At 67.2% G+C, this 23,027-nt stretch carries 18 protein-coding genes; 15 read left to right on the top strand and 3 right to left on the bottom strand.

The genetic code is table 11. The features are described 5' to 3' along the window. The first annotated feature begins 168 nt into the window (after nt 1-168). Both AC1DK9_RS06820 and AC1DK9_RS06815 read left to right on the top strand, forming a co-directional pair. Complete coding sequence (locus AC1DK9_RS06820) at nt 169-2,661, top strand: bifunctional lysylphosphatidylglycerol flippase/synthetase MprF (protein WP_476915409.1); 2,493 nt, start codon at nt 169-171, stop codon at nt 2,659-2,661. A 299-nt stretch (nt 2,662-2,960) separates the two neighbouring features. Next, nucleotides 2,961-5,546, top strand: a complete 2,586-nt coding sequence (locus tag AC1DK9_RS06815; protein ID WP_476915408.1) for a bifunctional lysylphosphatidylglycerol flippase/synthetase MprF — start codon at nt 2,961-2,963, stop codon at nt 5,544-5,546. A 47-nt stretch (nt 5,547-5,593) separates the two neighbouring features. On the opposite strand, the gene AC1DK9_RS06810 is transcribed toward AC1DK9_RS06815, so the two are convergent. Continuing rightward, nucleotides 5,594-6,919, bottom strand: a complete 1,326-nt coding sequence (locus tag AC1DK9_RS06810) for an alpha/beta hydrolase (RefSeq protein ID WP_476915407.1) — start codon at nt 6,917-6,919, stop codon at nt 5,594-5,596. A 60-nt stretch (nt 6,920-6,979) separates the two neighbouring features. Then, the gene (locus AC1DK9_RS06805; RefSeq protein ID WP_476915406.1) at nt 6,980-7,915 is read right to left on the bottom strand and encodes an aldo/keto reductase; all 936 of its coding nucleotides are present in this window, start codon (nt 7,913-7,915) and stop codon (nt 6,980-6,982) included. Nucleotides 7,916-7,966: 51 nt separating this feature from the next. On the opposite strand from AC1DK9_RS06805, the gene AC1DK9_RS06800 reads away from it, so the two are divergent. Both AC1DK9_RS06800 and mshC read left to right on the top strand, forming a co-directional pair. Beyond that, nucleotides 7,967-8,800 carry an undecaprenyl-diphosphate phosphatase gene (locus AC1DK9_RS06800; RefSeq protein WP_476860678.1) on the top strand — a complete coding sequence of 278 codons (834 nt, stop codon included), beginning with the start codon at nt 7,967-7,969 and terminating at the stop codon, nt 8,798-8,800. A 15-nt stretch (nt 8,801-8,815) separates the two neighbouring features. Further along, complete coding sequence (mshC, locus tag AC1DK9_RS06795) at nt 8,816-10,111, top strand: cysteine--1-D-myo-inosityl 2-amino-2-deoxy-alpha-D-glucopyranoside ligase (RefSeq protein WP_476915405.1); 1,296 nt, start codon at nt 8,816-8,818, stop codon at nt 10,109-10,111. Nucleotides 10,112-10,162: 51 nt separating this feature from the next. Here the strand turns inward: mshC and AC1DK9_RS06790 are convergent, their stop codons facing one another. Beyond that, nucleotides 10,163-11,068 (bottom strand): PAC2 family protein, encoded by a 906-nt coding sequence (locus AC1DK9_RS06790; RefSeq protein WP_476915404.1) that lies wholly within the window; start codon nt 11,066-11,068, stop codon nt 10,163-10,165. A 169-nt stretch (nt 11,069-11,237) separates the two neighbouring features. Here AC1DK9_RS06790 and AC1DK9_RS06785 point away from each other — a divergent pair, with 169 nt between their 5' ends. The 11 genes from AC1DK9_RS06785 (at nt 11,238) to AC1DK9_RS06735 (ending at nt 22,758) form a co-directional block, all read left to right on the top strand. Continuing rightward, nucleotides 11,238-11,936 carry an HAD family hydrolase gene (locus AC1DK9_RS06785; protein ID WP_476915625.1) on the top strand — a complete coding sequence of 233 codons (699 nt, stop codon included), beginning with the start codon at nt 11,238-11,240 and terminating at the stop codon, nt 11,934-11,936. Further along, entirely contained in the window at nt 11,929-13,137 is a 1,209-nt protein-coding gene (locus AC1DK9_RS06780) for a site-2 protease family protein (RefSeq protein WP_476915403.1), read from the top strand. Before AC1DK9_RS06785 ends, AC1DK9_RS06780 begins: the two co-directional genes overlap by 8 nt. 115 nt (nt 13,138-13,252) lie before the next feature. Continuing rightward, complete coding sequence (locus tag AC1DK9_RS06775) at nt 13,253-14,350, top strand: tRNA (adenine-N1)-methyltransferase (protein ID WP_476915402.1); 1,098 nt, start codon at nt 13,253-13,255, stop codon at nt 14,348-14,350. A gap of 81 nt (nt 14,351-14,431) precedes the next feature. Then, the gene (gene arc / locus AC1DK9_RS06770; RefSeq protein ID WP_476915624.1) at nt 14,432-16,267 is read left to right on the top strand and encodes a proteasome ATPase; all 1,836 of its coding nucleotides are present in this window, start codon (nt 14,432-14,434) and stop codon (nt 16,265-16,267) included. A 47-nt stretch (nt 16,268-16,314) separates the two neighbouring features. Continuing rightward, the gene (gene dop, locus AC1DK9_RS06765; RefSeq protein ID WP_476915623.1) at nt 16,315-17,925 is read left to right on the top strand and encodes a depupylase/deamidase Dop; all 1,611 of its coding nucleotides are present in this window, start codon (nt 16,315-16,317) and stop codon (nt 17,923-17,925) included. Nucleotides 17,926-18,035: 110 nt separating this feature from the next. Then, nucleotides 18,036-18,239: a ubiquitin-like protein Pup gene (locus tag AC1DK9_RS06760; RefSeq protein ID WP_476915401.1), complete on the top strand. Its 204-nt coding sequence runs from the start codon at nt 18,036-18,038 to the stop codon at nt 18,237-18,239. A 110-nt stretch (nt 18,240-18,349) separates the two neighbouring features. Next, nucleotides 18,350-19,177, top strand: a complete 828-nt coding sequence (gene prcB / locus AC1DK9_RS06755) for a proteasome subunit beta (protein ID WP_476860672.1) — start codon at nt 18,350-18,352, stop codon at nt 19,175-19,177. A 1-nt stretch (nt 19,178) separates the two neighbouring features. Next, on the top strand, nt 19,179-19,886 hold the full coding sequence (gene prcA / locus AC1DK9_RS06750; protein ID WP_476860671.1) for a proteasome subunit alpha: 708 nt from the start codon (nt 19,179-19,181) through the stop codon (nt 19,884-19,886). A 1-nt stretch (nt 19,887) separates the two neighbouring features. Further along, a complete protein-coding gene (gene pafA / locus AC1DK9_RS06745) occupies nt 19,888-21,252 on the top strand; it encodes a Pup--protein ligase (RefSeq protein WP_476915400.1) in 1,365 nt (454 codons plus the stop codon). Between the two features lie 112 nt (nt 21,253-21,364). After that, nucleotides 21,365-22,303, top strand: a complete 939-nt coding sequence (locus AC1DK9_RS06740) for an FKBP-type peptidyl-prolyl cis-trans isomerase (protein WP_476915399.1) — start codon at nt 21,365-21,367, stop codon at nt 22,301-22,303. A 59-nt stretch (nt 22,304-22,362) separates the two neighbouring features. Continuing rightward, entirely contained in the window at nt 22,363-22,758 is a 396-nt protein-coding gene (locus AC1DK9_RS06735) for an FKBP-type peptidyl-prolyl cis-trans isomerase (protein ID WP_476915398.1), read from the top strand. Nucleotides 22,759-23,027: the final 269 nt, after the last annotated feature.

Below are 23,027 nucleotides of genomic sequence, written 5' to 3'. Positions count from 1 at the left end.
CCCGGGTTGGTCGAACGTCGGAGGTCATTCTTGCCTGCACCATGGCGCCGTGCCGTCCGGTCCGGGACCGGCGCTGACGAAGATCCCTCAGCGGATCAAAGCGAGGCTGCGGCCACGGGTGGTCAGGCTGCGGCCGGGCGGACCGCTGCCGGTCCGCAGTCAGACCGGATGCTGGTGCGGCTCGTCCGGAGCATCACCAGGATTCCGCTGGCGCTCTCCCTGACCCTACTGATGTGGGCAGCCGGAATTGCCACGGGCTCCGTGATCTCGGGGCCACCCCAGGATCTGGCGGCAAGCGTGTCCATCGCCCCTGGCTTGCTGCTGCGCGGCCAGTGGTGGCCGGCGTTCGGATCCTTGCTTTTCCCCGGGGCCCTCGCCTCGTACGTGCTGGCGACCGCCGTCGTCCTGGGGTGCGTAGGCCTGGCGGAAGCCACCATAGGGTTCCGCCGGACGCTCGTAGCGTTTGTCGTCGGACAACTTGCAGCACTCCTGCTGTACGTCGCTGTGATCGAACTCGGCGCGGGCCTGGGGAGCGAATGGCTGGCCTCGCTGCGCCACCCTGCCCTGCTAGGCCCCTTCGCCGCCTCGCTGGCCGCCCTGATGGCTGCCAGCCCGCGGATCAGCGCGCTCTGGCGCAGGAGGATCCGATCGCTGAGCATTGCCGTGACGGTCATGCTGCTGCTGTACATCGGGCACCCGCAGAGCCTGGACAGCCTGCTCGGAGTGGTGACCGGCATCGGCATCGGCATCGGCGTTGTGCGCGGCGGCGGACACAGCGGCGGGCGCGCCCTCCATTCCACCAGCCGGGAGGTCCGGGCCCTGCTGTCCATGGTGGTGGCGGTCTTCGCGGCCGGCCCCGTGCTGGCCAGTCTGGCCAAGGCCCCCTCGGGGCCCCTGGCCGTGCTCAGGAACCTGGTGGTGAACCCGATCCCCACCGTGAATGACCTTCAAGCGAGCTGCTCCGCCGCCGTAGACCTTTCCTGCCTGCAGATCATCCACAGCCCCGGACTGCGCGGCCCGGGCCTGGAGGCCCTCTCCCTGGTCCCGCTCGTGCTGCTGCTGGTCTGCGCTGAGGGGCTCCGGCGCGGAAACCGCGTCGCGCTCTGGGTCGCTATTTCGGTCCAGCTGGTGATCGGCGTGCTCTCCGCCGTCTACCTGCAGCTGTTCGCCCAGTTCGGACGATCCGTACGAAGCGGCGCCCGGGTGCTCTCGGTGGACTCCGGAGTGGCGGAGGTTCTTCCCGTGGTGCTGGTGCCCCTGCTCATTGCGGCCGCACTCTTCGCTGCCCGCAGGCATTTCAACGTCGACGCCGACCCTGTGCTGGCGCGCCGCTCGCTGATCCTCATGGCCAGCGTCTTCGCGGTGTTTGTGGCGGGCTATGTGCTGGCCTGGTTCGCCGAAGACAACTACCACCACCGCGCCGGGCTGCTGTCGCTCCTGGCCACCCTGCCGCGGATGTTCCTGCCCTATCCCTTCTCGTTCCGCTATTCGGTGTCGGTGTACCCGCACGGCGTCTGGTCTCCACTGATCTTCAGCTACGGCGGCGCGGTGTTCTGGCTGATCTGCCTGATCAGCGTCCTGGCCATGTTCGCCAGCCGGAGGCTGCGGGACCTCCGGGCTGACAGCGGAGCCTCGCTGGCCGCCCGGCTGGTCCGCCGGGGTGGCGGATCGCTGTCGTGGATGGCGCTCTGGCCGAACAACAGATGCTGGTTCAACGAGCGTGAGACAGTCGGCATCGCCTATCAGATCCATTACAACGTTGCGCTCACGGTGGGCGGACCGTTCGGCGAAGCCGGGGACTTCGAGGCGGCCGTGGCGGATTTCACGGCCTACTGCGCCGAGCAGTCGCTCACGCCGTGCTGGTACTCGGTCACCGACGAACACTGGCCCCTGCTGCGGGCGCTCGGATTCAACCGCGTGAGGGTGGCCGAAGAGACGCTGTTGCCGCTGGGCAACATCGAATTCAAGGGCAAGGAGTGGCAGGGGGTCCGGACGGCCCTGAACAAGGCCCGGAAGCTCTCCGTGGAAGCCCAGTGGTGCACTTACGCCGAACTCACGGGACCCGTCCGCACCCAGATCCACGAAATTTCCGAGGAATGGGTCTCGGAGAAGACGCTGCCGGAAATGGGCTTCACGCTGGGGGGCATTGACGAACTCAAAGACGAGAACGTGCTGCTGTGCGTGGCCCTGGATTCCCACGGCAAGGTCCACGGCGTCACCAGCTGGCTACCCGTGTTCACGAACGGCCAGGTCACCGGGCGCACACTCGATTTCATGCGACGCAGCCCGGATGGCTTCAAGGGAGTGATGGAGTTCCTGATTGCCTCGGCCGTTCTCCACTTCGACGGAAAACTCAAGGAAATCTCTCTCTCCGGGTCGCCGCTGGCACCGGTATATCGCGGCGACGCGGTCCCCGATCCGTCCGACGGCGCCGCAGTCGGCCGCTTCCTGGACTGGCTTGGTGCCGTCTTGGAACCGGTCTACGGTTTCCGGTCCCTCGCGGCGTTCAAACAGCGCTTCCACCCGCGCCACCGGACGCTCTACATGATGTATCACGACCCGCTGGCGCTGCCCGTGATCGGCCGTGCCCTCACCAAGGCCTACATGCCCACCATGTCCATCAGGCACACCGCCAGGCTGCTGCGGGGCGTCCTCGGCTGATCTCCGCTTCCCGAGGCGCGTCTTCGCGAACCACCTGAGTGGCCCACCTGTACTCGGCCGCCGAAAAGCAAGTAGCGGCTACTCCCGATTTACCCGCCGGGCGGGAATATGCTTCAGGCGTGACGCAGCCCTGCCGCGACGCCGGGTGCGCTGCCCCATTGGAAGTGACGGGGGACATGAAGCCTGCGAGCAGCAACTCGGTCCGGGAGGTCGGACGCGTGAATTGGCCGGGAGGATTTCATAGGGTCCGGACGAGACCACGGTACGGTCCGCGCCGGATCCCCCTTACCTGGCTGCTTGTGGCGCTCCTCTGGGCCGCCGGAGCCAGCACCGGCTCCTTGATTTCCGGGCCGCCGCCAGGCCTGGACCCGTTCGTGAACATTGGCCCCGATAGCCTGGCTCCGGGCGGGTGGGGCTCCGTATTGGCGAGCCTGCTGTTTCCCGGCGGGGTCTCCTCCTACGTGCTTTCCACTGCCGTGCTCCTGCTGTGCATGGGGATCGCCGAGGCCACGATTGGCAGCACCCGGGCTGCGGCCGCCTTTGTGGCCGGCCACGTCGCGGCCGTCTTCCTGTACCTCGGAAGCGTGGCCGCCGGCGATGAACTCGGCAGCAGCTGGCTTAGCTCCATGCAGCACCCGGCCCTGGCCGGGCCGTTCGCGGGCTGCCTTGCCGCCGTGATGGCGGCCAGTCCCAGGTTGAGCCCGCTCTGGCGTCGCCGCCTCCGCTCGATCGCTCTTGCCGTGACGGGCATGCTCTTGCTCTATGTCGGACACCCCCAGAACCTCCTCGCCTTCCTTGGCGTGCTCGCCGGCTTGGCCGCCGGTCTGGCCGCGGACAAGGCGGCGCAGCCGTCCTCGGCCGGACAGACGCCGGCGGCCCGAACGCGGGACACCCTCCAGCGCGGTAGTTCTTGGTGGACGGGCAGGGACGTCCGCTCGATGATGGCCATGACGGTGGCGGTGTTCGCTGCGGGACCTGTGCTTGCCGGATTATCCTTGTCGCCAGTCGGTCCGCTGGCAGCGCTCCGAAACCTCATCGTCAACCCAGTCCCCTCCCTGAGTGAACTCCAGAGCGACTGCACGGCGGCCGTAAACGCCGGTTGCCCGCAGATCCTGCACAGCCCAGGCCTCAACGGCCCCGGCGGAACAGCGCTCTCGGTCGTTCCCTTGTTGCTGCTTTTGGCGTGTGCAGAGGGGTTGCGCCGGGGGAGCCGTGTCGCGCTATGGATCGCCACGGCAGCTCACTTGGCGGTCGGCGTGCTCTCCGCGGTTTACCTTCAACTGTTTGCGCACTTTGGCGTCTACGTCAGGAACGGGAGCCGGAAAATCCCTGTGGATTCCGGCGTGGTGGAGATCCTGCCGGTGGTGCTGGTGCCGCTGCTGATCGCCGCGGCCCTTTTGTTCAACCGGCGCCATTTTGCGGTGGATGCGGATCCCGCCCTCGGCCGACGGGCACTGGTCATCGTGCCGACCGTCTTCGCCGCGTTTGTCGCCGTCTACATCTTTGCCTGGTTTGCCGAGGGAAACGACAAACACAGGGCCGGTCTCCTCTCCCTGGCGACGACCCTGCCGCGCATGTTCCTGCCGTACCCTTTCTCGTTCAAGTATTCCGTGTCGGTGCACCCGCGCGGCTACTGGTCGTCGCTGATATTCAGCTACGGCGGGGCGGCATTCTGGCTGATCTGCCTGATTTCGGTCCTGGTCATCTTCACGAAGCGGCGGCTCTGGGACCGCCGGGCGGACAACGACCGCTCCCTGGCACGGGACCTGGTGCTGCAGGGCGGAGGCTCGCTTTCGTGGATGGCGTTGTGGCCGAACAACCGGTACTGGTTCAATTCCTCCGGGACGGTGGGGATCGCGTATCAGCTGCGCCACGGCGTCGCACTGACTGCGGGCGGCCCGTTCGGGAAGGAACAGGATTTCACCGAGGCGGCGCGTGAATTCACCCGCTATTGCGCGGAACAATCCCTCACGCCCTGCTGGTATTCCGTCGCCGACGGGCACTGGGCGGGCCTCAGTTCCCTGGGCTTCAAGCGGGTGGGGGTGGCCCAAGAGACGGTGCTTCCCCTAGCCGGTATCGATTTCCGCGGCAAGGAATGGCAGAACGTCCGGACCGCCATGAACAGGGCGAAGAAGCTTGGCATCACGGCGCACTGGGGCGTCTACAGCGGGCTGTCGGCAGGGCTGCGCAGCCAGGTTCATGAGATTTCGGCACGCTGGGCGGCGACGCGTTCCCTTCCGGAGATGGGTTTCACGCTCGGGGGAGTGGAGCAGCTCAAGGACGACCACGTGCTCCTGTGCCTCGCGGTGGACGGCGAAGGAGCGGTACTCGGCGTCACAAGCTGGCTGCCCGTCTTCCGCGACGGCGAACTGGTCAGCCGCACCCTGGATCTCATGCGCCGTCGCGACGACTGCTTCAACGGCGTCATGGAGTTCCTGATCGCCTCGGCAGTGCTGCACTTCAAGTCGACCATGGCCGAGATTTCCCTTTCCGGATCCCCGCTGGCGCCGGCTCTGAAGATGACGGGCCCTGAGCGGGAGAACGGTCGCGGCGAAATCACCGAGACCGAGGCCCCGGGCCCCGGGCCGGTCAGCCCGGCCGCCGCTGTGACGGGCGGCGAAGGCGTCCCCGCGGACCGCTTCCTGCGTTGGCTCGGCGATCTCCTTGAACCCGTGTACGGCTTCCGGTCCCTGGCGGCCTTCAAACAACGGTTCCGGCCCCAGCACAGAACCCTTTTCATCCTGTACCAGGACCCCCTTACGCTGCCGCTGATCGGGCGCGCCCTCGCCGAGGCCTATCTGCCGGACTGGTCCCTGCGCCACACGGCGCGGCTCCTACGGGACGTCACGGCCGGACCTGCGGTTTCGCGCCGGTCAGGGCGGTGATCCGCATTCCGCCACGTGATCCCCATTCCGGCCGCCGTGCAGGTGACTCAGCCGGTGACGCCTAGGCGCTTCATCAGCCAGTCCATGTTGTTCTCTACGCCGTATTTCCAGGCCGTCCAGGCGTGCCCGCCGGGCGCCTCCTGGTACTGGACGTCCATGCCGGCCTTTTTCATGCCCTGGTAGACCTGGATTCCCTGCGCCCGGTAGAACGGATCCCCGGCGCCGACGGTGATGATCCCGGCGGTGTCCGGATACTTACGGGTCTTGACCACATCCAGGGCGTTCTGCTTCTTGAATTCGGCCGCGCTGCCGCCGAAGTACTGCTGGAGCAGCGCCTGGTGGCCTTGCCGGATGGTCGGCTGGTTTTCACCGGAGCTGTCGATGAAGGTCGGGTACACCTCTGGGTAGTTCACGGCCAGTTGCATGGCGCAGGTACCGCCGTAGGAGAATCCCCCGATCGCCCACTGGCGGTTGGAGTGTTTGCCGGCGCCGAACGTCGCCTTCACCCAGTTGGGCACGTCCTGGCTCAGATAGGTTCCCGCCTGGCCCTGCTTCGTGTTCATGCAAAGCGGCGGATAGTTGGCCCACCTCGCACCGGCGTCGGGCATCACAATGATCGGCGCCAATCCCTTGTGCGACGACGCGTAGTCGTCCATGAACTCGGCCACCCGGCCGTTACGCAGCCAGTCCACCGGCTCGCCAGGGACGCCGTGGATGAGCACCAGGACCGGAAGGTCCGCCCGCGGGGTGGCAAGGTACGCGGGAGGGAGGTACACGAACGCCGTCGAGGATATTTCGTGGGAGATCGGCGCCGGAATGATTGCACGGACCACCGTTCCCTGGTCCGGCATGCCCTCCGGCGGGGTCCAGTCCGCCAGCGTGGTGGGAGGCTCGCTCGGTTTTGTCTGGGGCAAGGAGTCGCCGCGTTCCTGGCTCTTGAACTGGTCCAGGGTCTCCATCTTGACTCCCGTGTCGCCGAAGACGGAGCCCAGCGTGGGGTAGTACTCAAAGTTCTGGTTAATCAGGGACCCTGACGCCAAAACCACCACCAGCGCTGCCGGCAGCACGGCGATGCGTGCCGGCAGCCGGCGCAGGTCCCGGATCTTGGGGACGACGAGGAGCAGTGCCAGGATGCCGAACCCCGCGTAGGCGTAGACGCGTTTGGGCAGCGGGGAGCCCCAGAGGTTCCACACCGGTTCGGAAAACCACCAGATAAGGATGCCGAGGATGACCGCCGCAACGGCTGCAGCCGGCACCCAACGGGATAGATGACGCCGGCGGCCCCAAATGAGCCAGCCAAGGGCGGCCGCCGCGAGGATATAGAGAACCACGGGAACGATGCCGGTAGTGATCGCGAGGTTCTGCAAGTTCATGGCCCAAGACTAAGTCCACAACCCGGGAGCGAGCCCTGAATCTACCGAAAAGTTACCCGGTCAGGCCGGATTGGATACGTCCTCCAGCGCCGCGGCAATCTCCCGCGGCAGCGGCGTCAGAACCGCGTCCATGATTTCCTTCAACTGCACGGGCGTCCGGGCGCCCACCAGCGCGGTGGCCACCCCATGCTGGGACAGCAGCCAGCTCAGGGACACGTCGAGGGCGGACCGGCCCAGTCCCTTGGCCGCCATCGCCACGGCCTCGACGACGCTGGAGGCGGTTCCTTCGAGGTAGGGCTGCACGTAGCCGGCCAGTTTGTGGTGCGCGGCCCGCGAATCGGAGGGAATGTGGCCCCGGTACTTGCCGGTCAACACCCCGCGTCCCAGAGGGGCCCACGCCATCAACCCGAGGCCCGCATCTTCGATGGCGGGGATCAACTCGTCTTCCGGCTTGCGCTGCAGCAGCGAGTACTCGGCCTGGCAGGCGACGAGCGGGAAGTCCGCCACGGCGGCAGCCTTGGCGGTCTGCCAGCCATTGAAATTGGAGACGCCCGCGTAGCGTGCCCGGCCCGAGCGGACCGCGAAATCCAGGGCGGACAGTGTCTCCTCCAGCGGGACGTTCGGGTCCCAGGCCTGGGCGAACCAGATATCCACGTAGTCGGTACCGAGCCGGGCGAGGCTCGCGTCGAGTCCGGAGAGGAGCCCGTTGCGGGAGGTGTCCACGCTGTGCCGGCCGCCCGACGTCGCCAGCCCGGCCTTGGTGGAAATCACCACTTCGGAGCGGGCCACGACGTCGCCCAGCATTCCGCCGAGCAGCACTTCGGCGCCGCCGCCGGCGTAGGAGGCAGCCGTGTCGATCAACGTGCCGCCGCCGTCGACAAATGCACGAAGCAGGCCGGCGGCATCCTGTTCATCGGTCTCACCGGCCCACGACATGGTGCCAAGGGAAAGGGACGAGACACGCAACCCACTGTTGCCGACATAACGCTGCTGCATGCCTGCAAGCTTACGGTGCTTCGGAACCTCCATAACGTAGGGTCTATAAACGTGAACTGGTTAGAAGCGGCCTTTCTGGGCCTTGTGCAGGGACTGACAGAATTCCTCCCGATTTCCTCGAGCGCCCATCTGCGGATCGTAGGGGCGTTCCTGCCCAACGCCGCGGACCCCGGTGCCGCCTTTACCGCCATCACCCAGCTGGGTACCGAGACGGCGGTGATTGTCTACTTCTGGCGGGACATCGTGCGGATCGTCAAAGCCTGGTTCGGCTCGCTGACCGGCAAGGTATCGCGGCAGGATCCGGACGCCCGGATGGGCTGGCTCGTGATCCTGGGCAGCCTGCCGATCATCGTCCTCGGCCTGCTCTTCCAGGACCAGATCGAATCCGTGCTCCGCAGCCTGTGGATTGTGGCGACCACCCTGATCGTCTTCGGCATGATCCTCGCCGTGGCGGACGCCGTCGGCCGTCAGGAACGTGACCTCACCAAGCTCAGCTACAAACACGGCATCTTCTACGGCCTCGCCCAGGCGATGGCGCTGATCCCCGGCGTATCCCGCTCCGGCGGCACGATCACCGCAGGCCTGCTCATGGGGTACACCCGTGAGGCCGCCGCCCGTTATTCCTTCCTGCTCGCAATTCCCGCCGTGTTCGGCAGCGGCCTGTACCAGCTCTACAAAGTGGTTTCCAAGGACGGCATCACCGGCCCCTACGGGCTGCCCGAGACCGGTCTCGCCACCGTGATCGCCTTCGTGGTGGGCTACGTCATCATCGGCTGGTTCCTCAGGTATGTCTCCACCCGCAGCTACCGGCTGTTCGTCTGGTACCGCATCTTCCTGGGCCTCGCGCTGTACCTGCTGCTCGGTTTCAATGTCATCAGCGCCTAGCACTAGGCTTGGGGTGTGAAATCCTGGATCTCCCGCCCTGTTCCCCAGCTCCCGGGCAGCATGCCCGCGCTGCGTCTGTTCGACACCGCCAAGGGCGGCCCCGTCACCCTTGAAGCGACGGGGGAGCAGTCCATGTACGTCTGCGGGATCACCCCGTACGACGCCACCCACATGGGCCACGCGGCGAGCTACGTTGCCTTCGACCTGCTCAACCGGGCGTGGCGCGACGGCCGTCAGCAGGTGGCCTACGTGCAGAACGTGACCGACGTCGACGACCCCCTGCTGGAACGCGCGACGGCCACGGGCGTGGACTGGCGGGAACTTGCCGGCAGCCAGATCGAGCTCTTCCAGACCGACATGGAAGCCCTGAACGTGCTGGCCCCGGACAACTACGTGGGCGCCGTCGAAGCCATCCCGATGATCGTGCCGGCCATCGAATCCCTGCTGGGGCGCGGACTGGCCTACCGGGTCACGGGCACCGCGGGCGAGCCCGACGGCGATGTCTACTACGACGTCGAAGCGGCCGGAAAGCATTCCGCCGAGGCAAGCGACGCGTGGACGCTGGGATCCGTCTCAGGCCTGTCCGACGCCGAGATGCTGGAACTTTTCGCCGAGCGCGGCGGCGACCCCGGCCGGGCCGGCAAGCGCCAGGCGCTGGACCCGTTGCTCTGGCGGGTGGCCCGCGAGGGCGAACCCAGTTGGCCCGGTGGCGAACTGGGGGAGGGGCGCCCGGGCTGGCACATCGAGTGCACCGTGATCGCGCAGAAGTACCTGCCCGCACCGTTCACCGTGCAGGGCGGCGGCTCCGACCTGGTCTTCCCGCACCACGAAATGGGTGCCGGCCACGCCTACTCCCTTACCGGGGTGCCGCTGGCCAAACACTTCGCCCATGCCGGCATGGTGGGACTCGACGGCGAGAAAATGAGCAAGTCCAAGGGCAACCTTGTGCTCGTCTCCAGGCTGCGCGCCGCCGGCGAAGACCCGGCCGCAATCCGGCTCGCGATCCTGGCCCACCACTACCGCAGCGACTGGTCGTGGACCGACGCGGGCTTCAACGAGGCCAAGGACCGGCTCCGCACCTGGCGCGCGGCCCTGGACGTCGCGCCCGCGGGTTCCGCCGGCCCCGTCCTTGCCGAGATGAGGTCCGCGCTCTCGGATGACCTCAACGCGCCGGGAGCCCTCGCCGCGGTGGACACCTGGGCTTCCGACGCCCTGGCAGCGGGAACCTCCGGAGACTCGGCAACGGGCTCCGCAGCAGACGCAGCCCTCGTGGGCGACGCGGTGAACGCGCTGCTCGGCGTCGAACTGTAGGCCTGCGAACTTTCGGCCTGCGAACTGTAGGCCTACGCGGCGGGACAGGCCCTAGGGCTTGTCCTTGCCGCGGCGCTTGAGATAGCGCTCGAATTCCCGCGCAATGGACTCGCCGCTGGCCTCGGGCAGGTCTGCGGTGTCTTTCGCTTCCTCCAGTTGGCGGACGTAGGCGGCGATCTCCGGGTCCTCAGTTGCCAATTCGTCCACGCCACGCTCCCACGCGTCCGCATCCTCCACCAGTTCCTGCGTGTCCAGCGGAACCTGCAGCAGCTCCTCGATCCGGTGCAGCAAGGCCAGCTGGGCCTTCGGCGAGGGCGCCTGCGCCACGTAGTGGGGAACGGCGGCCCAGAGCGAGACCGTAGGCAAGCCGGCCAGGAGCGCCACCTCGGCAAGCACCCCCACGATGCCCACGGGCCCCTCGTACTGGGACGCCTCCAGATCCATCCGCTCCCGCAGCGCGGCGTCGTCGCTGGAGGTGCTGACCGGGATGGGGCGGCTGTGCGGCACATCAGCGAGCAACGCACCGACCAGGATGACGTAATCCACGCTCAGCGCCTCGGCGTGCACCAACAACTCGGCCGTGTAGGCGCGCCATTTGTAGGACGGTTCCGTGCCCTGGACAAAGATGACGTCCACGTTGGAGTCGGGAACGCTGGCTTTGAAGATGCGGGTGGCAGGCCACTTGATCTTCCGCTCACCGGAGGCCGTGCGCCGGATGGTCGGGCGGGTGAACTGGAAGTCGTAATACTCGTCGGCGTCGATCGAGCCGACCTTCTTGCCTCCCCAGAGCTTGTTGAGATAGCGCAGCGCATCGCTCGCTGCTTCACCGGCGTCATTCCAGCCTTCGAAGGCTGCCAGCATCACGGTGACACGCTGGCCCTCGGGGACGGGCTGCAGCAGCCGCTCCGGCTCAGGCGTGACGCCCGTTTCCGTGGTGTCTGGCTCGAAGCTATTCATGTGTTCACCCTACGTCCAAGTCGCGGGCGCGCGCATGAAGGAAAACGCCGCAAGCGACCTGAAATTCGCCATCGGCGTAGCCCAGGGCACCTCGCAGGGCCGGCATCGTAGACTGGAGGGCATGCGATCCCTAGCCTCCCAGCCCCTGCTCAAAGCCGCGTTATGGGACATGGACGGCACGATCGTGGACACCGAACGGTACTGGATTGAGGCCGAACACGCGCTGGTGGCGGCCCACGGCGGACACTGGTCGCATGAGAAGGCCATGCAGCTGGTGGGACAGTCGCTTGTCTACTCGGCCGGCATCCTGCAGGAGGCCGGCGTGAAGCTGGAAGTTCGCGAAATCATCGACACCCTGACCGGGCATGTCGTCAGCCTTGTTCGGGAGTCCGTGCCGTGGCGTCCCGGAGCGCGCGAACTGCTGGAGGAACTGCACACGGCCGGCGTCCGCTGCGCCCTTGTGACCATGTCCGAGGCGCCCCTGGCACGGGAGATCGTGGCCAGCCTGCCCAAACCCTATTTCGAGTTCCTGGTCACCGGGGACACCGTCACCCAGGGCAAGCCGCACCCCGAGGCGTACCTGAAGGCCGTGGAACTCCTGCAGCGGCACGACCCCGAACTGGAACACCGGCACTGCGTGGCCCTCGAAGACTCCGCCCCCGGGGTCGCGGCGGCTGTCGCGTCCGGCGTTGCCACGGTGGCGATTCCGCACATCGTCCCACTGCCGGATGACCCGCGCCGCGCAACCTGGGACACCCTGGCCGGTCGCACCGTCGCCGACCTCGAACGCCTTCTGGCGCTCCGGCACCGCGCCACGGACGCGAGCCCGGAACTGGCCACAGCCAACGGAGCGCGCGGCCTTGACTGAGTCCACGCCGCAGCGGCCGCAGGATCAGCCCGAGGAGCCTCCCTTCTCGCTCCGCGGTGGGATCCCGCTGGGCCGGATCGCCGGCATCCCAGTGGTGCTGGCCTATTCATGGTTCGCCATCGCAGCGTTCACCGTGATCGCTTACGGGCCCGTGCTGGAACATAACGACCCCAGCCTCGGCGCCACCGCCTACCTCGTGGCATTCGCCTATTCCGTGCTGCTCCTGATCTCGGTGCTGGTCCACGAGCTGGCCCACGCGCTCATGGCCCGGCTCTACCGCTGGCCCACCCGCAAGATCGTCCTCAATCTGTGGGGCGGCCACACCCAGTTCGAGGAATTCACCGCCTCGCCGGGACGGTCCGTCCTGGTCGCCATGGCCGGACCGGCTGCGAACCTGGTTCTCGCCGGTGCGGGCTGGTTGCTGGTCTCGGGCGGGCAGTTGGATGGCGTCGCGGACACACTGGCGAACATTTTCGTCTGGGCCAACCTGTTGATCGGCATCTTCAATGTGCTGCCCGGCCTGCCCCTGGACGGCGGCCGGCTCGTGGAATCGGCGGTCTGGAAGGCCACCGGCAGCCACGAAAAGGGAACCGTCGCGGCAGGCTGGGCCGGCAGGATCATTGTGATCGCCCTGGCCGTCTGGTTCGTCGCGCTGCCGCTGCTCAGCGGCAACCGCCCTGACACCTCACTCATGCTCATAACCCTGCTGGTTGGCAGCTTCCTTTGGATGGGTGCGTCCGCCTCGATCCAGCAGGCCCGCTACCGGAGCAGGCTGCACCTGGTCGACGCCGCAGCCCTCGCCGAACCGGCGCTCGGGCTGCCGGAGACGGCAACCGTCCTGGACGTGCTGCGGCACTCGCCGCAGGGCGTCCCCGGTGTCGTGCTTTACGGCCCGGACGCACGGCCGACCGCCGTCGTCGACGACTCCGCCGCGGCGGCCGTTCCGCCGGCGCTGGCCGCCACGACGCCGGCAACCGCCGTCGCCTACCCCCTCGCCGCCGGCGCCTACGTCAAGGAAACCGACCGGGGCGCCGAACTCCTGGCTTACCTGGCCCAGATCGAAGGCTCCGACTATGCAGTGGTCGACGACGCGGGCACCATTACGGGACTGTTGCGCCAGTTGACCGTGCTCAACGTCCTGACCGGGAAGCAGCCGAGCGGGTCCGTGGGTCCGCAGGCCGGGGTCGAGGGCCGGAATTAGGGCCAGACCCGGTAGAGTTACCTGCCGGTCGTGAATTCTCCGGCCCACGAACACGGGCCGGAGCCCGCCGCCCCAAACGCGGCCACCGAAGCTTTACAGGAGCGAGGAACACTTCATGAGCAGCGACACCGCCGCCAACGCCACCCCGAGCGGGAACAGCGCCGCCGCCAACAGGACGCCGGCCGGAGCTGCTGGGACAGCCGCCGCACCCTCCACCGCGCCCGTCGGCGCAAACCGCCGCCGCGGGCCCTTCCGCGAGGGCGAGCGGGTGCAGCTGACGGACGAGCGCGGCCGGATGAACACCATCAGCCTCGAAGCCGGCGGGGCGTTCCACACGCACCGCGGCTTCCTCAACCACGACGAGATCATCGGCAAGCCGGATGGCTCGGTTGTGGTCAACAACGTCGGCCAGCAGTACCAGACCCTGCGGCCGCTGCTCTCGGACTTCGTTCTCTCCATGCCGCGCGGCGCGGCCGTGGTCTACCCCAAGGACGCCGGCCAGATCGTCACGATGGCGGACATTTTCCCCGGCGCCCGCGTGGTCGAAGCCGGCGTCGGCTCCGGCGCGCTGTCCATCTCGCTGCTGCGCGCAGTGGGGGACAACGGCTACCTGCACTCCTTCGAACGGCGCGAGGAGTTCGCCGACATTGCCCGCGGCAACGTCGAGACGATCTTCGGCGGCCCGCACCCGGCGTGGCAGATCACCCTCGGCGACTTCCAGGAAGAAGTGGTCCGCACCGAGGCTCCGGGCTCGGTGGACCGCGTGGTCCTGGACATGCTRGCGCCCTGGGAGTGCCTCGACGCCGTCGCTACCGTGCTGGCCCCGGGCGGGGTGTGGATCAACTATGTCGCGACCGTGACGCAGCTGTCCCGGACGGCCGAGGCCATCCGCGCCGACGGCCGCTTCACCGAGCCGGATGCCTGGGAGTCCATGGTCCGCGGCTGGCACCTGGAAGGCCTCGCCGTGCGCCCGGACCACCGGATGGTGGCGCACACCGGTTTCCTGCTGGTCACCCGCCGGCTGGCCGACGGCGTCACGGGTATTTCCGTCAAGCGCCGGCCGTCCAAGACCGAATTCGACGCCGAGGACGTCAACGCCTGGACCCCCGGGGCCGTGGGGGAACGCGCCGTCTCGGACAAGAAGCTGCGCCGGGCCGCCCGCGACGCGATCGCCGGCACCAACGTCAAGGACACCCCCGAGGTTACGAACTAGTCCGTATTTCGGAAGTCTTCAGCAGCACCTGCCGACTTGGGGCTATGGTCTTAATAGAAGTACGGAAGGGGCTGATGCATGATGGAGACTCCGAACAACGACCACGGCCGGACGCCGGCGGAGGAGAAGGCCCTGGCGGCCGGGGATGCGGCCCAGGCCGCGGACGCTGCCGGCGGGGCCGAACAGGCGGGGGCGGCCGAGGTTGACCGTTTTGCGGCCAGCGAGCTCTCCGTTGCCGAACGCCAGGTCAATATCCTGCGCGACAAACTCCGCCACATCGACCGCCAGCTCGCCGCTGCCACGCAGAATAACTCCAAGCTCGTCGGCATGCTGGAAACGGCCAAAGCGGAGATCCTGCGCCTGAAGAACGCCCTGGACCAGGAGGGCCAGCCGCCCTACAGCTTCGGTACCATCCTGCAGCTGAACCCCAAGCGGCAGCCGACCGCCGGGAACAGCGGGCAGGCTGCCACGGAGGAATCCGTGGACATCTTCAATGCCGGCCGCAAGATGCGGGTTGGCATCAGCCCGCTCGTGAACCTGAACCAGCTCGCGGTGGGCCAGGAAGTCCTGCTGAACGAGGCGCTGCTGGTGGTGGCCGGGCTCGGTTACGAGCGGGCCGGGGACCTGGTCACGCTCAAGGAACTCCTCGGACCCGACCGGGCCCTCGTGGTGGGCCGGGCCGACGAGGAACGGGTGATCCGACTCTCCGGCGCCCTGCTGGCCCAAAAGCTGCGGGTGGGGGACGCGCTATCGATCGACAGCCGCACCGGCTACGCGCTGGAGAAGATCCCGCGCTCCGAGGTGGAGAACCTGGTCCTCGAAGAGGTCCCGGACATCACCTACCAGGACATCGGCGGCCTCGGCCCCCAGATCGAGCAGATCCGCGACGCCGTGGAACTCCCGTTCCTGCACCCGGACCTGTACCGGGAGCACGGGCTCAAGGCGCCCAAGGGCATCCTGCTGTACGGCCCGCCGGGCTGCGGCAAGACCCTGATCGCCAAGGCCGTGGCCAACTCGCTGGCCGCCCGGGCTGCCGAGCGCGCCGGCAAGACGGACATGAAGAGCTACTTCCTGAACATCAAGGGACCGGAACTGCTGGACAAGTACGTCGGCGAGACCGAACGCCACATCCGGCTGATCTTCGCCCGGGCCCGTGAGAAGGCCTCCGAGGGCAGCCCCGTGGTGGTGTTCTTCGACGAGATGGACTCACTGTTCCGGACCCGCGGCACCGGCATTTCCTCGGACGTCGAGACCACCATCGTGCCGCAGCTGCTCAGCGAGATCGACGGCGTGGAACGGCTCGACAACGTGATCGTGATCGGCGCCTCCAACCGCGAGGACATGATCKATCCGGCGATCCTGCGCCCGGGCCGGTTGGACGTGAAGGTCAAGATCCAACGCCCCGACGCCGAGGCCGCAGCGGACATCTTCAACAAGTACATCACCACGGACCTGCCCTTCCACGAGCAGGACCTCGCCGAGCACAATGGCGACGTCCAGGCGACCGTGGATGCCATGATCCAGCGCACCGTGGAGGCCATGTACTCCACCGAGAAATCCAATGAATACCTCGAGGTGACCTACGCCAACGGCGACACCGAGATGCTGTACTTCAAGGACTTTAATTCGGGCGCCGTGGTGCAGAACGTGGTGGACCGCGCCAAGAAGTCCGCGATCAAGGACCTACTCACCTCCGGGCAGAAGGGCCTGCGCATCGACCACCTGCTCCGCGCCGTCGTCGACGAGTTCCGGGAACACGAGGACATGCCCAACACCACCAACCCGGACGACTGGGCCCGGATTTCGGGCAAGAAGGGCGAGCGCATCACCTACATCCGCACCATCGTCCAAGGCAAGGCCGGCCAGGAGCCCGGGAAGTCCATCGAGACGATGCCCAGCACGGGCCAGTACCTGTGACGGCGGGACCTGCAGCGTCTTCGGGAGGACTGCCCGTCGGCGGCGCCATGCGGGTGATGGGTTCGGAGACCGAATACGGCATCCACGCGCCCTCCGCGCCGGGGGCCAACGCCACCATGATGTCGGCCCGGGTCATCCAGGCCTATGCCCAGGTGACGCGGCAACGCGCGGCCGGCGGCGCCGAGACCCGCTGGGACTACACCGACGAAGAGCCGCTGCACGACGCGCGCGGCTGGACCCTGGAGCGGAGCGAAGCCGAACCGGAACAGCTCACCGACCGGCCACCGGCCCTCGACGCGGAGGCCATCGCACTGGCCTACGGCCGCGCCGATCTGGACCACGACGGCGAGGACGAGTCCGGCTCGCTGCTCATGAACATGGTGCTCGGCAACGGCGCCCGGCTGTACGTGGACCACGCCCACCCGGAATATTCCAGTCCGGAAGTCACCAACCCGCGCGATGCCGTCACCTGGGACGCAGCCGGGGATCTCGTGGCGCTGGCCGCGGTGCGCCGGCTGGCCGCGGACCCGGACTTGCCGCCAATAAACCTGTACAAGAACAACACGGACAACAAGTCCGTTTCGTACGGTTCGCACGAGAACTATCTGATGCCGCGCTCGGTCCCCTTCGGCGAGATTGTCCGGGGACTGACGCCGTTCTTCATCACCCGCCAGATCATGTGCGGCGCCGGCCGCGTCGGCCTGGGCCAGGACAGCTCCCGGAACGGCTACCAGATCAGCCAGCGGGCAGACTTCTTTGAAACCGAGGTGGGCCTCGAAACCACCATCCGGCGCCCCATCATCAACACCCGGGACGAACCGCACGCCACCGCGGACAAGTACCGCCGGCTGCACGTCATCATCGGCGACGCCAACCTCAGCCAGGGCGCCAACTTCCTCAAGTTCGGCAGCACGGCCATGGTCCTTAGCCTGATCGAGGCAGGGCTGGCACCCCGCATCGAAGTCCACGAACCCGTTGCCGCCCTGCAGACGGTCAGCCACGACACGACGCTGACCGCAACCCTGCGCCTGCTCGACGGGCGCCGCGTGACTGCCCTGGACCTGCAATGGATGTACCTCGAAGCTGCCGCCAAACTCGCCCAGGACACCGGCGTGGCCGATGCCGTCGACGGTGACGGCCACACCCACGCCGTGCTTGAACGCTGGTCAGCGACGCTGACCGAACTGGACAGCGACCGGGCTGCCGCGGCGTCGACGGTGGAATGGCTCGCCAAGTACTCGCTGCTGGAGGGCTTCCGCCAGCGGGACGGGCTGGAATGGTCGGACGCCCGGCTGGGTTTGATCGACCTGCAATGGGCGGACATCCGTCCCGAGAAGGGGCTCTACCACCGGCTGCTGGCCCGCGACCGGATGCAGCGCGTCGTCGCCGATGATGCGATCGCCCGAGCGGTGACGGAGCCGCCGTCGGACACGCGCGCCTTCTTCCGCGGCCGCTGCGTCAGCCGCTTCGGCAGTGATTTGGTGGGCGCCAGCTGGGACTCCGTCATCTTCGATCTGCCCGGCCGCGGCAAGTTGCAGCGGGTCCCCACCCGCGAACCCCTGCGCGGCACCGAGGCCCTCACCGGAGGCCTGTTCGCCCGGCACCGCGAGGCCGGGCCGTTCCTGGCGGAGCTGTTGGGCCTGCCCCCGGGTTCGTAGGGCCAAAGACCCCCCGCACGGGCGTTGGGCGTGGCAGTATTGCTTACAGGATGTCCCGTGCACGAAGGGACATCCGGTGGGAAAAGGCAGTGGGATAGAAGGAGAACACGATGGCAGGCCAGGAACAGCAGCAGCCGCAGTCCCGCGACACCGAGGTCGAGGAGGACATCCGCCCCGCACCGCCGGCAGCACCCGAGGCGCAGGCCTCCGCCGCGACCCAGGGCGTGGACGACCTGCTCGATGAGATCGACGGCGTGCTGGAATCCAACGCCGAGGAGTTTGTCCGGGCCTTCGTCCAGAAGGGCGGCCAGTAGGCGCCCCGCCTCCGGCCGGTTGCGGACACTACTTGAGGAGAACCGAATCTGAGGAGACACAGGGCTGAGAGCCGGAAGTCGTTGATTCACTACGTTGAGGGAGTGCACCAGTGCAGGAAACATCAGCCAACCAGGTAGCAGCGAACGCGACGTCCTCATTCACCGAGCACCTGCAGCGTTCACGGCCCGACTTGCTGCCTTTCAACGCCCTCCCACACGGCCTCGCAGCCGCCCCCGCCGGCGCGCCGCTCCAGGCACCCCACGCGACCACCATCGTGTCCCTGACGTACGCCGGGGGAGTGCTGATGGCCGGTGACCGCCGCGCGACGATGGGCAACGTAATCGCCAGCCGACACATCGAGAAGGTTTTCCCCGCGGACCAGTATTCCGTGCTTGGCATCGCCGGAACCGCGGGCATCGCGCTGGATATCACCCGGCTGTTCCAGGTGGAACTGGAACACTACGAGAAGATTGAAGGCACGCAGCTGAGCCTGGACGGCAAGGCCAACCGGCTGGGCGCCATGATCCGCGGCAACCTTCCGATGGCGATGCAGGGCCTGGCAGTGGTCCCGCTGTTCGCCGGTTTCGACCGGCCCGCCGGCGTCGGCCGCCTGTTCTCCTACGACGTCACCGGCGGCCGCTACGAGGAGCAGGAACACCACACCGTCGGTTCGGGTTCCATGTTCGCCCGCGGCGCGCTGAAGAAGCTCTGGCGGCCCAACCTCTCCGAGGCCGAGGCCGTACAAGTGGCTGTCGAAGCTCTGTATGACGCGGCCGACGACGACTCCGCCACCGGCGGTCCGGACCCGGTCCGGCAGTTGTGGCCCGTGGTTTACATCGTGAACCGCTCCGGCGCCGTGAGGGTCCCGGAGCGCGAACTCGCGGCCGTGGCCGGGGCCATCATCGAGTCACGGGCCGCGGCCCAGCGGGAGGCCTGAGATGACCCAGCAGTTCTATGTCTCACCCGAGCAGCTGATGAAGGACCGGGCGGATTTCGCCCGGAAAGGCATCGCCCGGGGCCGCTCCGTGGTGGTCATCAGTTGCCGCGACGGGATTGCCCTGGTCGCGGAAAACCCCTCCCCGTCGCTGCATAAGATCGGCGAGATCTACGACAAGATCGCCTTCGCCGCCGTCGGCAAGTACAACGAGTTTGAGAGCCTGCGCCAGGCCGGGGTCCGGTACGCGGACGTCCGCGGTTACTCCTACGACCGCGAGGACGTCACAGCGAGGGGCCTGGCGAGTGTCTACGCGCAAAGCCTCGGCGCCGTTTTCACCGCCGAGCAGAAGCCCTTCGAGGTGGAGTTGGCCGTGACGGAGGTCGGGGACAGCCAGGAACTGGACCATCTTTACCGGCTGACGTTCGACGGGTCCATCGCTGACGAGCAGGGGTTCATCGTGATGGGCGGCCAGGCGGACAAGGTGTCCGAAGCCGTCGCGGCCGGCTGGCGCAGCGAATTGGACTTCGCCGGGGCCATCCGGCTGGCCCTGGCCGGGCTGGTGGCGGACAAGGAAACCGACGCGCTGCCGGCGTCGGCCGTGGAAGTGGCCGTGCTGGACCGCGGCTCCGAAAGCAGCCGCGGCACCCGCCGCGCTTTCCGCCGCCTTGACGACGCCGACGTCGTGGCACTGCTGGCTGAGGAGAACTGAAATGGACAAGCGCATCTTCGGAATCGAAACCGAATTCGGAATTTCCTACTCCAGCCCGGAGTCCCGGCCGCTGGCGCCGGAGGAAGTGGCCCGCTACCTCTTCCGCAAGGTAGTCAGCTGGGGCCGTTCCTCCAATGTGTTCCTCACCAACGGCTCCCGGCTCTACCTCGACGTCGGATCGCACCCCGAGTACGCCACCGCAGAATGCGACGACCTGGCCCAGCTGATTGCCCATGACCGGGCCGGCGAGCTGATCCTGGACGACCTCGTGGACGAGGCCCAGGAACGCCTGGCCGCAGAGGGGTTCAACGGAACCGTGTACCTGTTCAAGAACAACACCGACTCGGCGGGCAACTCCTATGGCAGCCACGAAAACTACCTCATTCCACGCCGCGGGGAGTTTTCCCGGCTGGCCGAGATCCTGATTCCCTTCCTCGTGACCCGCCAGCTGATCGCCGGGGCGGGCAAGATCCTGAAGACCCCGCACGGGGCCACGTTCGCTTTCTCCCAGCGTGCGGACCACATCTGGGAGGGCGTTTCCTCCGCCACCACCCGCTCCCGTCCCATCATCAACACCCGCGACGAGCCGCACGCCGACGCCGAGTTCTACCGGCGCCTGCACGTGATTGTGGGGGACTCCAATATGTCCGAAACCACGACCTTGCTGAAGGTCGGCACCGTGGACCTGATCCTGCGGATGATCGAGGCGGGCGTGATCATGCGGGACATGCGGATGGAGAACCCGATCCGGAGCATCCGCGAGATCTCCCACGACCTCACCGGCCGTGCACTGGTCCGCCTCGCCAACGGCCGGCAGCTCACCGCCTTGGAGATCCAGCGCGAATACCTGAACAAGGTGACCGAGTTCGTCGCGGACCGCGGCGCCCACAACGCGCACGTCCCGCTCATCCTGGACCTCTGGGAACGGACCCTCGACGCGATCGAGAGCGGTAACACGAGCACCATCGACACCGAAGTGGACTGGGCCATCAAAAAGAAGCTGATGGACAACTACCGCGAACGGCACGGCCTGGAACTCGACGCGCCCCGGATCGCCCAGCTGGACCTCACTTACCACGACATTTCGCGCAGCCGCGGTCTCTTCTACCTGCTGCAGGCCCGCGGGGCAGCGCGGCGGATCGTGGACGACACAGCCGTGAAGGATGCCGTCGACGCGCCGCCACAGACCACCCGCGCCAAACTCCGGGGCGACTTCGTCCGCAGGGCACAGGAGCTGGGCCGCGACTACACCGTCGACTGGGTCCATTTGAAGCTGAACGACCGCGCGCACCAGACCATCCTGTGCAAGGATCCGTTCCGCAGCGTGGACGACCGCGTGGACGCCCTGCTGGACTCTATGGGCTGACACCCAGCTTTCCGCGTTATTCTGGGTAAGGTGCCGTTTCACGGCTACCGCATGCTTTGCCGCTGGCTACCGTCCGGCGAAGCGTCCATCCTGCCCCGACGAAAGTTCTTACGTGCGCCGACTATTAGCAATTCTCCTCCCCGGACTGCTGCTGCTCACCGCTTGTGGTGGCGGCCAAGCCGCTGCCCCGGAGCCCACCAGCCAGTCCGCCGGCGAGACCGCGAAGCTGGACTCTGTGAAACTGACCGAGAACGGCGACAAGAAGGCCCCCAGCGTTGAGTTCGCCAAGCCGCTCGAGGTCAAGGAGTTCACCGCCAAGGTGGTCACCGAGGGTTCTGGTGACAGGCTGAAGGCCAACCAAATCGCAGACCTCTCCGTCGCCGGTTTCAATGGCACAGACGGAAAGTCGCTGGGGGACAACTTCAGCAAAGATCCCGAACCGCTTGAGCTGAGTGATCAGCTCAAGTCCGGCAACCCAGCCATGTACAACGTCCTCGTTGGCGCAAAGGTTGGATCCCTGATTGCTGTGGCCGTCCCCGGACAGCCAGCGGCGCAGGGCAACGCGGCGCAGCCGCCGCAGTTGCTCATCGCCAAGGTCGTGGGAGCCAAGGAAGCCCCAAAGCCCCTGAGCCAAGAGGAGACGGACAAGCTCGACAAGGACGGAAAGCTTCCTAAGGTCACTTTCAATAGCAAGGGTGTCCCTTCCGCAAGCATTCCGAAGACTGACCCGCCATCTGGGCTTTCCGTGAAGGTTCTCTCCGAGGGCTCTGGGGACAAGGTAGCCGCAACAGACACCATTGAGGCTAACTACACTGGTTGGCGCTGGGAGGACGGCAAGGAGTTTGAGTCCACGTTTGCAAAGAACCAGCCTGCAACATTCCCACTCACCGGGGTAATCAAGGGCTGGACTTTAGGACTCACCGATCAGAAGGTCGGTTCGAAGGTCCTGCTCACCATTCCTACTGATCTGGCCTATGGCCCGAACGCCGCGGCTCAGGGCAAGCCTGCTGGCCCCCTCGTGTTCGTAGTCGAAATCAAGGCCAAGAAGTAGCCAACCTACCCAAAAGGGCGCACCAACCCACCGATCAAGCCATCCAAGAAGGAGCAACCATGTCATTTGGACAGCGCAACCTCGACCGCCAGAAGCCGGAAATTGACTTCCCCGAGGGCGACGTACCCACCGAGCTCGTCATCACCGACCTGATCGAGGGCGACGGCGCCGAAGCCAAGGCCGGCGACACCGTTTCCACCCACTACGTCGGGGTGGCCTGGTCCACCGGCGAGGAATTCGACGCCTCCTGGGGCCGCGGCGCGCCGCTGGACTTCCGGGTCGGCGTCGGCCAGGTCATCCAGGGCTGGGACCAGGGCCTGCTGGGCATGAAGGTCGGCGGCCGCCGCCGGCTGGAAATCCCCTCCGAAATGGCCTACGGCTCCCGTGGCGCCGGCGGAGCGATCGGCCCCAACGAGGCACTGATTTTCGTCGTCGACCTCGTCGCCGTCCGCTAGTCCCCGCCGGCTCCCAGCCCTCACAAGCTCGGGCCGGGACCCTCGCCGGCGTGGGCCCACCCACAGGCTCCCAGCCCTCGCAAGTCCGCACCGGCTCCCTGCCCTCGCAGGCTCGGGCTGGGGCCCTCGCCGGAGCGGCTCCACGGGCCGGGACCCTCGCCGGCGTGGGCCCACCCACAGGCTCCCAGCCCTCGCAAGCTCGGCCGGGACCCTCCGCAATTCAGCGAAAGCGCGGTAACAATCGGAAAGTTCTTCCGGCTGTTGCCGCG

This window comes from Arthrobacter sp. 01T414 (genome assembly GCF_056398965.1).
This window is presented reverse-complemented; position numbering and strand designations above follow the sequence as displayed.